This is a genomic window from Candidatus Symbiopectobacterium sp. (assembly GCF_020054415.1).
In the GTDB taxonomy this organism is placed as follows: Bacteria; Pseudomonadota; Gammaproteobacteria; order Enterobacterales; family Enterobacteriaceae; genus Symbiopectobacterium.
Map to the genome: position 1 here is coordinate 1 of NZ_JAHWCO010000297.1, position 6,109 is coordinate 6,109.

The 6,109-nt window shown below is 52.2% G+C and carries 4 protein-coding genes and 4 pseudogenes; 1 reads left to right on the plus strand and 7 read right to left on the minus strand.

All coding sequences use genetic code 11. The features are described 5' to 3' along the window. Window positions 1–133 precede the first annotated feature (133 nt). From yjfF to QZ506_RS08585, 4 genes and pseudogenes are all read right to left on the minus strand, one after another. A pseudogene (yjfF, locus tag QZ506_RS08570) lies at window positions 134–975 on the minus strand (galactofuranose ABC transporter, permease protein YjfF); the annotation flags it as partial. Beyond that, window positions 975–1,941, minus strand: a pseudogene (locus tag QZ506_RS08575) (ABC transporter permease). The pseudogenes yjfF and QZ506_RS08575, both read right to left, overlap by 1 nt. Further along, window positions 1,922–3,260 (minus strand): annotated as a pseudogene (locus QZ506_RS08580) (sugar ABC transporter ATP-binding protein); the annotation flags it as partial. The pseudogenes QZ506_RS08580 and QZ506_RS08575, both read right to left, overlap by 20 nt. Then, entirely contained in the window at window positions 3,238–3,405 is a 168-nt protein-coding gene (locus QZ506_RS08585; RefSeq protein WP_291970398.1) for a hypothetical protein, read from the minus strand. The gene QZ506_RS08585 and the pseudogene QZ506_RS08580, both read right to left, overlap by 23 nt. Here QZ506_RS08585 and QZ506_RS08590 point away from each other — a divergent pair. Beyond that, a complete protein-coding gene (locus tag QZ506_RS08590; protein ID WP_291970399.1) occupies window positions 3,325–4,023 on the plus strand; it encodes an IS1 family transposase in 699 nt (232 codons plus the stop codon). The two genes, QZ506_RS08585 and QZ506_RS08590, sit on opposite strands and share 81 nt — an antisense overlap. A 31-nt stretch (window positions 4,024–4,054) precedes the next feature. Here QZ506_RS08590 and speG read toward each other — a convergent pair whose 3' ends face one another. The 3 genes and pseudogenes from speG to QZ506_RS08605 form a co-directional block, all read right to left on the minus strand. Next, window positions 4,055–4,630 carry a spermidine N1-acetyltransferase gene (gene speG, locus QZ506_RS08595; RefSeq protein ID WP_291970401.1) on the minus strand — a complete coding sequence of 192 codons (576 nt, stop codon included), beginning with the start codon at window positions 4,628–4,630 and terminating at the stop codon, window positions 4,055–4,057. Between the two features lie 142 nt (window positions 4,631–4,772). Then, window positions 4,773–5,902 (minus strand): annotated as a pseudogene (locus QZ506_RS08600) (TonB-dependent siderophore receptor); the annotation flags it as partial. Between the two features lie 10 nt (window positions 5,903–5,912). Next, the coding region (locus QZ506_RS08605) for a transposase (protein WP_291970403.1) at window positions 5,913–6,109 on the minus strand (197 nt) is incomplete at its 5' end.

The window sequence follows — 6,109 nt, forward strand, 5'->3', positions numbered from 1 at the left end:
AAACACGCTTATCACGACTGGTGTCATGAAGGTGTTCGAGTTCGGCTTTTTGCTTGTCGGTAATAAATATCTTCATAGTGGGTGAGCATGATCTTCTTACCGCGTAAAATCAAGCATCTTCAATGATCACGGGTATATAGGTTTGAATCAGACCTTGAATCAGCACCCCAAAGAAGGTGCCCAGTACCGTGCCGACGCCGCCGGTCAGGAGCGTACCGCCAATCACCACTACCGCAATCGCATCCAGCTCCACGCCGCTCGCAGCCAGCGCGTAACCCGCGGAGGTATAGAGCGAGAACACAATGTCGGACAACACCGCCAGCGTACTGGAAAGCATGTAGATCTGAATGGTGGTTTTTCTCACCCGCACCCCCATCAGCTCCGCTGAAGTGATATTGCCGCCAATGGCGTAAACGCGATGGCCAAAACAGGTGCGATGCGCCAAGACCATCCCGACAATCACTGTCATCAGCATGATCAATGCCAAAAAGGTCAGGCGTCCCCCACCGGGCATACGCCACGCCAATCCGACAAGTTGTTGATACACTGTGTGTTCAATCGGGATAGACTCCTGAGAGACAATAAAGCTCATGCCGCGCACAAAGAACATACCGGCCAGCATGATGATAAACGCAGGCAGTTTCAGGGTGTCGATAATCCACCCCATTAGGGCACAGAATGCCACCCCCATCACCAGCGCCAGCGCAATGGCATAGCCGGGATGCATACCATAGGTACCAATCAGCTTTGCTAACAGCACTCCGGTAAAGGCGATCACCGAGCCGACGGAGAGATCGATCCCACCGGAGAGAATCACAAAGGTCATGCCGACACGATCCCGATAAAGGCATTATCCGTCAGCAGGTTGAAGAACACGCGCGTGGAAGCAAATCCCGGAAACTGGCTCAGGCAAAACATATAGCCGACGATAAAAACCCCGAGCGTAATCAACAGCGGAATATTTCGTTTCAGCATTATTCGTGCCTCCGCAACAGACGGCGCAGCGAGAAACGCGGAGACTGCATGATCAGCACCGCCAACACCACCAACGCCTTGAGCACCAGGTTTAGCTCTGGCTTGTACCCCGCCAGCAGAATACCGGTGTTCATACTTTGAATAATCAATGCCCCAATAACCGAAAGTAGCAGATTGAAACGGCCCCCAAGCAGAGAGCCGCCGCCGATCACCACCGCCAGAATCGCATCCAGTTCAAGCCACAAACTGGCATTGTTCACATCCGCACCGCGAATGTCGGGCGTAATAATGACACCCGCAACCGCAGCACAGATACCGCAGATGACATAGACAGAAATCAGGATCAGGCGCGTACTGATGCCCGCGTTTCTGGCAGAGCGAACATTGGTACCCACCGCTTCAATAAATAATCCCAACGCGGTTTTGAGCGTCAGTAACCAGAGCAAAAGCAGCATGGCACAGGCGATAATCACCGGCATCGGCAGGTAGAACAAAGAGCCGCTGCCCAGATGTGCCAGTGCAGGGTGTGCGAAGGTAATAATCTGCCCTTCGGTAATCAGTTGTGCGACACCACGACCAGCCACCATCAGCATCAAGGTCGCCACAATCGGCTGGATCTGTAACACAGCGACCAGAAAACCATTCCACAGCCCGCACACTGCGCCGGTGAGCACTGCCGCCAGTAGAATCACCGGCAATAGCCATCACCGCCCCCACCGAAAGATCAATACCACCGGTGGCGATCACCAGCGTCATGTCCAATGCCAGCAATGCGACCGGCGCGCCGCGATTAAGGATATCGATCAGGCTACCGAACAAACGGCCATCTTGCATATGCAGCGAAAAGAAGTTGGGCGCTACCAGGCTATCGATTAACAGGATGACCACCAACGCCGCAATCTGTGGTAGCCCTTTACTGACGCCGAAGCGCATCCTACGCACGGGTTTAACATGGCTGTCCGTCATGCGCACCTCCTGGTTGTAATGCAATGGCTTGCATCACGGCAGCAACGAAAATCTCCTGATGCGCCAGATGTGCCACCTGCTTTCTATCGCGCAACACAATGATACGGTCGGCGTAACCGGTCAGTTCTTCCAGCTCAGAAGAGATAACCAGCAGCGCCATACCACGCTCACACAGTTTTTCTATCAACCGAATGATTTCGGCATGGGCCCCAACATCAATGCCACGCGTCGGCTCATCAAGAATGAGAAAACGCGGTTCTGTCGCCAGCCAGCGCGACAGCAACACCTTTTGCTGGTTACCGCCAGACAGATACTGAATTTCCTGTTCAGGACCCGGCGTGCGTATCCCAAATCTCTCAATGAACATTTCTGCAATGCGGGTTTGCTCTTTTAACGCCAACGGACGCAACCACCCGCGCTGGACCTGCAACGCCAGAATAATGTCTTCTCGAACGGTCGCTGAACCGACGATGCCCTCGGTTTTGCGATCTTTAGGGCAATAACCAAAACCCAGCTTGCCCGCCTTGCGTGGGCTCCGAATGGAGACGGACTGACCATCAACCCTGGCTTCACCGCTATCCGGCGTTTTAATGCCAAAGACGAGCTGAGCGGTTTATGTGCGACCCGATCCCGATAACCCCGCCAGCACGACGATTTCGCCTGGCGCAACGGACAAATCAAAGGGAGCAACCATATTACGACGACCATAGCCACGAAACTCGACCAAAGGATCGCCAGTTTCAGTCGCATGAGCGGAGCGCTTTAATAGCGATCCATCAAAACTGCGGCCCAGCATCATCTGTACCAGATCGATACGCGGCAACACCGCCGTCATTTCACTGCCCACCAGTTTGCCGCTACGCAACACGGTGATACGATCACTAAGGCGATAAACCTGATCGAGAAAATGGGTGACAAAAATCATGCCCACACAGTGCTCACGCAAATGGGACAGAATGCCGAACAGCATATCGACCTCATTCGCATCCAAGCTGGCATTGGGTTCATCAAGGATCAGAACTTTGGCGGAAAGATCGACCGCACGAGCAATAATCTGCTGAATGGCGATCGAGTAATTGCCTAAAGGATCGGTAACATCTATCCGTAGCCCGTAGTAGGCAACAATTCCCCTGGCAAGCCGCGCCATTTCTTTCTGATCAATCATGCCGAAACGCAAGGGTTCCCGGCCCAAAAAAATTCTCCGCCACCGACAGATTGGGTAAAAGGTTGACCTCCTGGTAAACAGTACCGATGCCCAAGGATTGCGCGTGTGCAGTGTTTAACGGATCGATAGCGTTACCTTCGAGAAAAATCGCTCCTGCTGGTCGTGTATTGAACATGTTGATTGCAGTGTACCATATCCGGTTTTGGATGTGGAATACAGTGGCTAAAGTTGATATAAGATGCCCGTTTTGTGAACAGACATCTCCTGTGAAAAAACACGGTTATGGCAAAAGTGTCCATCAGCGTTACCGTTGTCAGTCATGCAAACGCACCTTCCAGCTCGACTATACCTATCGTGCCTGCCAACCGGAAATGACAGACCAACTCATTGACTTGGCAATGAATAATGCGGGTATTCGTGACACTGCGCGGGCACTAGATATTAGTATCAATGCCGTCGTGCGCACTTTAAAAAAACTTTCTCCGCGGAATGTAACAACGCAGCCACTGGATAACCTGCAAATTCAACTGATTTGCGAAGTGGATGAGATGTGGTCATTTATTGGCAACAAAGAACGACAGCGCTGGCTGTGGCATGCATTGGAGCCTCGTTTGAAGCAGGTTATCGCTCATGCATTTGGCTCTCGCAGCAAGAAAACGCTGCATAAGTTGCTGAAACTGCTATTGAGATTCAGTGTGGCGTTTTGGTGCACGGATGGCTACAGGGCTTACAACGACGAACTTCCAAAAGCAAAACACATTGTTAGCAAGCTGTATACACAGCGTATTGAGCGTGCACATCTGACATTGCGTAACCGATTGCAACGGCTCAATCGCAAGACGCCCGGATATTCAAAATCATCCGAGATGCACTATAGGATCATCGGTACTTACATCGAATGCGAGTACTACGTTTGATGCTACATCAACCCATTGAATACACGACCTGTTAGCGTGTGATATCCGCTTCCGGTGACGGTTTATCTGCCATCGCGTTCGCTTTATACCGTTCCATATACTGGTGCTGGAAAACGCACATACGAATGGTATTGCGGTATTCGCCGTTGATGAAAAACTCGTGGCGCAATTCGGCTTCGACTTCAAAGCCCAGCTTGGCATAAATGTGGATAGCCTTGGTGTTCTCTTTGTCCACAATCAGGTACAGCTTGTACAGGTTCAGCACGGAAAATCCGTAATCCATCGCCAGCTTGGCGGCGGCGCTGGCGTAGCCACGCCCCTGATAGGCGGGGTCGATAATAATTTGGAATTCTGCGCGGCGGTGGATATGGTTAATTTCCACCAACTCGACCAGACCTACCCGATTTTTTTCAAACTCAATGATAAAGCGCCGCTCGCTTTGATCGTGAATGTGTTTGTCGTAGAGATCGCACAGTTCCACAAAGGCTTCATAGGGCTCTTCAAACCAATAACGCATCACACTGGCGTTGTTATCCAACTGATGGACAAAATTGAGATCCTCTCGTTCCAGAGGCCGTAAACGCACGATATTGCTCGCGCCAGACATGGTTCCTCCCATTACATGTTTGCCACATGACAACAGGATGAGTATAGCGTGCTTTGTTCGCAGAACCACTGTTTGCGGGGGGAGTTTAGAGGAAAAGGACCGCGCCCTTATCGTTAAGATCAAAGGGCGCGGGATGGCGGGATTAAAAATCTACGCTGGCGCGCAGCAGCACCTGACGTGGTTCACCCACCGCCACTCGCAGGTTGTTGCCGCTGAACGGGTAGTAGGTTTTATCAAACAGGTTCTTCACGTTCATCTGCCATTTCACCTTGTAGCCGTTAAACGCACGATATAGGCAACAAAAGCGTCAGCAACGGTGTAATCATCGAGATAGAAGCTGTTGGCAGCATCTCCCGCACGGCGAACCACGTAGCGCGCACCGGCACCTGCGCGCAGGTCGTTTCCGGCATGCCAGCCAAGCGACCCGAAATCTTGCGTCAGGGACAGCGCGGCAGTGTGGCGAGCGGCGTTAGTCATTTCGTTACCGTTGTTTTTCGTATCGGCAACCACGCGCGTATCAGTAAAGGCGTAGCTACCGATCAGGCTCAGGGAGTCGGTGAGCTTACCGGCCATATCCAGCTCAATACCCTGTGAACGTACTTTGCCTGAGGTGCGTGTCACTGTTTCATTGCCGATGGTTTCATCCACCATCACGTTACGTTTCACGATATCGAACAGCGCCAGGTTGGCGGTGATACGGTCCGGCAGATCGATTTTGGTGCCCACTTCATAAGAACGGCCCAGTTCATGAGGAAGTGCGCCGATTTGAGTGGCAATGGACGAATTGGGTTTGAACGATTCGCTGTAGCTGGCGTAGAGCGAACTGTTCGGTGTCAGGATGTAGATAACGCCGGTGCGCGGCACCAGGCGGTGGTAGGAACCGTAGGTGTTGGCGACAAACGGGCGGCCTTTGCCTGCCATGACATCAAAGCTGTCGTAGCGTAACCCGCCCAGCAGCTGCCAGCGTTCGTTCAGGCGCAGGGTGTCTTGCACGAAAAAGCCGGTGCTGTCGATATTTTCACGCTGATCGCTGTCTTTGGCGCTGACGGTGGTGGATGCGGGCAACGTGCCGTAGACCGGGTTGTAAATGTTGAAACCTGAAGTTGCTGTGCCGCGGATCATGTCGCCACGGAAGGTACGATCGGCTTCATAGTCAACGCCAAACAGCAGTTGATGGTTGATGCGTCCCCAGTCCACGTCGCCATTCAGGGTCAGTTGTACAATTTTCGCCTGACTACGTGCGTCTGCCGTTGCATCCGGTTGACGGGTTAGGCTGTGTCCCTTAATTGCATAACTTCTTGTAAAAGAGGCGGATGCAGCCCAGTTTAACCATCGAAAAATAATTCCTCGCCGTTTTGTCATAACGTGTGGCAATACGGCGGTATTCTTTTAATCGGCCAAAACATCTTTCCACTACATTGCGATGACGGTAAGCGTCACTGGCGAACCGTGAGCGCCCGTCCGAAGCCATTTTTTCAT